The organism is Chamaesiphon sp. OTE_8_metabat_110, from assembly GCF_031382685.1.
Taxonomy (GTDB): Bacteria; Cyanobacteriota; Cyanobacteriia; order Cyanobacteriales; family Chamaesiphonaceae; genus Chamaesiphon.
Map to the genome: position 1 here is coordinate 1 of NZ_JANMZA010000534.1, position 3,821 is coordinate 3,821.

Sequence of the window (3,821 nt, forward strand, 5' to 3'; positions counted from 1 at the left end):
TGTGGAGTTGAATCCGATGCAAGTTGCGCTCGAAACCATTATCAGCGATCCGCAGATCGATATCAGTCAAGGTAATAATCAGCGTCAGCTCTCGATCGAGGTTTCAGCTCTAGCCGAACCAGAAGATCGTCAATTACCACTGAATTTGTGTCTGATTCTAGACCATAGCGGCTCGATGAAAGGGACGCCGCTGAGTACAGTCAAGCAAGCTGCAAGAGAACTAATTAATGGCTTGAAACCCGAAGATCGGTTGTCGGTGGTGGCATTCGACCATCAGGCGGAAGTCATCGTCCCCTGTCAGCAGGTTAACGATCCAACTGAGATTTTTGCCCGAATCGACAAATTGCAAGCAGCAGGTGGTACCGCGATCGATGCGGGGATTAAACTAGGAATTACTCAATTAATTGAAGGACGTCAAGATCGCGTCTCCCACGCCTTTATCCTCACCGATGGTGAAAACGAACACGGTGATGACCAGCGGTGCATTAAATTAGCGGGATTTGCCACTGAGAGCAATATTACGCTCAATACGTTGGGATTCGGCGAAAATTGGAATCAAAATATCCTCGAAAAAATTGCTGATACCGCCGCCGGAACTCTTGCATACATTGAAGAAGCCTCGCAAGCCGTCAGTGAATTCGGTCGGATCTTCAATCGGATGCAATCAGTCGGCTTGACTAATGCTTATCTCCAGATCTCACTCCAGCCAAAAGTCCGGCTTGCCGAACTCAAGCCTGTAGCACAAGTAGCACCAGACACGATCGAATTAGCTGTCGAAGATGATGGTAATCTTCAGGTAGTCCGGTTAGGTGACTTGATGAAAGATCTCTCGCGGGTGATTTTGGTGAATACTTATATCGGACAATTAGCTGAAGGCGAACAGTCGATCGCCACTGTGCAAATCCGCTATGATGACCCAGCGAAAGGTTTAACCAATCTGCTAACGCCACCCGTCCAGGTGAACGTCAGTGTCACCCGCAATCATCAGCCAGCCGTCGATGAGAACGTCCAGCAGCAAACCCTCGCCCTAGCCAAATATCGGCAAACTCAACTCGCCGAACAAAAACTCCAACAAGGAGATCGCGCCGGAGCGGCAACGCTACTCCAAACTGCTGCCAAAACAGCCCTGCAAATGGGCGATACCAATGCGGCAACGGTATTGCAGTCTAACGCTACAATTCTCCAAGGTGGGGCGGATCTCTCTGAAGCTGAGAAGAAAAAAACGCGGATGGTTTCTAAAACAATTCTCCAGTAATTAAGCAAGTTGGCATAATTATTCTAGTATCTAAAATAATCTGAAACCCTGTTGCGTAGTCCCGTTACCCCACCCCAGCCCTCCCCTTATAAAGGGGAGGGAGCATTAGCCCCCCCTTTATAAGGGGGGGTTGGGGGGGTAAATCAACCTAAAACGAAGTCTAGCCGAATTGTGCATACACCGTAGCCTTATAAAAGGGAGGTTCGGTGGGGGAAAGATCTATGGCAGTAATTTAGAGAATTGGTATAGACCTGTTTATCTGGATGTTTGTAACTCCGCGATTTTCTTGAGCATTTGTTGATATTTTTGGTTATCTTGACGATCGAGGTACAATTTAGCCGCCGCTTGTAAATCGATAATGGCGCTTTGTTTTTGGCCGATCGCTGTTTTAATTAAACCGCGATGGTAATAAGCTTGAGGTAGATTGCGATCGAGACCGATCGCGGTATTTTGGTCGAGCAAAGCTGCTGGATAACGATTGAGTTGGTAGGATGCCGCGCCGCGCGAGCTGTAATAAACAGCATTTTTATTACTTAATTGAATCGCTCGATCGCAATCACTAATTGCATCGTTAAATTTGCCGAGTTGGAATTTGAGGGCGCACCGATTGCCATAGGCAAAATCTGACTGGGGTGTAAGGCTGACAGCTCTATCTAGATCGATAGTTGCTTGCAGTTTATCGCCTAATTTAGCATAAGCAGAGCCTCGATAAATATAGGCTTCGACCTTTTTCGGATTGAGAGCAATTGCCGCACTCAAATCGGCGATCGCGCCTTGAGACTCGCCCATTAATAACTTACAAGTGCCTCGCCAGAACTTAGCTGTCGCTGACTTGGGATTGAGGGCGATCGCTTTGGTAAATTCGACGATCGAGCCAGGTAAATCGGCTTTAGAGACGCGCTCGAATCCACTTAAAATAAAATCATCAGCTTTAGGTGAAGTAGCTCTAGCCACGATCGGACGACTGCCGATCTTTAAGCCCAATTTAGTCGCTAGTTGCTGAAAAGTATTAATCGGAATGCCCAGATTAAATCCGGTTTTGATCCGAATGTTCGGATCGATTTCTGAGATCGTAATTTTGGTATCGACATCGCCCCGACCGTGGATGGCAATCAATTCACCACGATCGTTAAATACACCCCCACCGCTCATTCCGGGCAAAGTATTATTACTATAAATCAGGGCATAACCATCTTTTAATGGTCTACTGCTATTGGCGGTGATTTTACCATCAGTAAAACTAAAAATTGACAGATCGATCGCCACAGTACTGCTAGGAAATCCCGACACATAGGCAGTCGTCCCCTCGGTAGAAGCATTGGCATCTCCCAATTTGGGCACGGCATAGCGGAAGTCGCTCCTAAATCTGACTACGGCAAGATCTACCCCAGGGAGGGTTTCGATCGATTCTGGTGATAGTTGATAGCGGCGATTGTCAAAGGTAATGGCGGTGTATTTGCTGCGCCGATCTTTGACGACGTGAGCAGCCGTCAACACGAGATATTGCCCGCCTTGCTGTTGAATAATTTGTCCCGAACCCTGGGATGTGTCGCTTTCAATCTTGACTGTCGCCCCTTTAGCAATCCGTGCTACCTCGGTTGCTGATAGCCCCAGACTAGCCGTGGCGTATAGGACGATCGTGCTGCCAATGGCAAGAGACACTAATTGATTTAAGTAAGACATAACAATGGTTCTGACTCAGATCTGTGATATTTATTTGCCTCATTCTACGCAGCGGCGGCTCGTGATTACCGATAACTACGGGAAAATTTACCGAGCAATCCTAGATCGTTTGGAGGGTTGCTTAGATGAGTGTCTTCGGTGCGTTACGCTGGCTCGATAACACACCCTACGGTGTTATATTTGTGCCGCGACTGAAGTTATTGCCGCTTACTGAGCCAAAAACGCGACTAAATCTGCTAATTTATCCCATGCCTTACCGCTACTGAGTACCGTTTGAGCGATCGCGATCGCCTGTTGATGTGCGCCGATGGGTACGATGCCACCTATCTGCAATGCTAATCCGGCATTTAGCGCGACGACATCGCGCTGAATTGTCGTCCCTTTACCTTGCAAAATGGCGGTGAGAATCGCGGCATTTTCAGCAACATCGCCACCTTTGAGAGCGGTAATCGGTGCGGGCGTCAGCCCCAATGCTTGCGGATCGATACTAGTCAGTTCGACGCGTCCGTCGGTCAAAATTGCCAAGTCCGTCAGATCGCCCAAGCCTGCTTCATCTAAGCGTTCGCGCCCGTGTAAGACGATCGCTTGGCGCGTGCCTAAAAGCCCAGTAGCGGTAGCCATCGTTTCGAGTAAATGGGGCGTACCGATGCCGATAACTTGCCCCGTCGGACGGAGGGGATTGACAAGGGGGCCGATCGCGTTAAATACTGTCCGAATCTTCAATTCTTGCCGTAAGGGTGCCACTGCTTTGAGCGCGGGATGCCAACCCGCCGCAAATAGAAAGGTAATCCCGACTGCATCTAGCGCAGCGGTAACGCGATCGGGGGGAGCTGAGAGCTTGACGCCCAGAGCCTCCAATACGTCCGCAGAACCGACGCGACTC

Annotated in this window: 3 protein-coding genes; 1 reads left to right on the forward strand and 2 read right to left on the reverse strand. The window is 49.0% G+C overall.

Features of this window, described 5'->3' with window-relative positions; genetic code table 11:
* Positions 1-16 precede the first annotated feature (16 nt).
* The gene (locus RMO52_RS19430; RefSeq protein ID WP_310417540.1) at positions 17-1,255 is read left to right on the forward strand and encodes a VWA domain-containing protein; all 1,239 of its coding nucleotides are present in this window, start codon (positions 17-19) and stop codon (positions 1,253-1,255) included.
* A 255-nt stretch (positions 1,256-1,510) separates the two neighbouring features.
* On the opposite strand, the gene RMO52_RS19435 is transcribed toward RMO52_RS19430, so the two are convergent.
* Both RMO52_RS19435 and trpD read right to left on the reverse strand, forming a co-directional pair.
* Positions 1,511-2,938: a tetratricopeptide repeat protein gene (locus tag RMO52_RS19435; RefSeq protein ID WP_310417534.1), complete on the reverse strand. Its 1,428-nt coding sequence runs from the start codon at positions 2,936-2,938 to the stop codon at positions 1,511-1,513.
* 207 nt (positions 2,939-3,145) lie between these two features.
* Positions 3,146-3,821, reverse strand: a 676-nt coding sequence (trpD, locus tag RMO52_RS19440) for an anthranilate phosphoribosyltransferase (RefSeq protein WP_310417537.1), incomplete at its 5' end; no start/stop codon positions are given.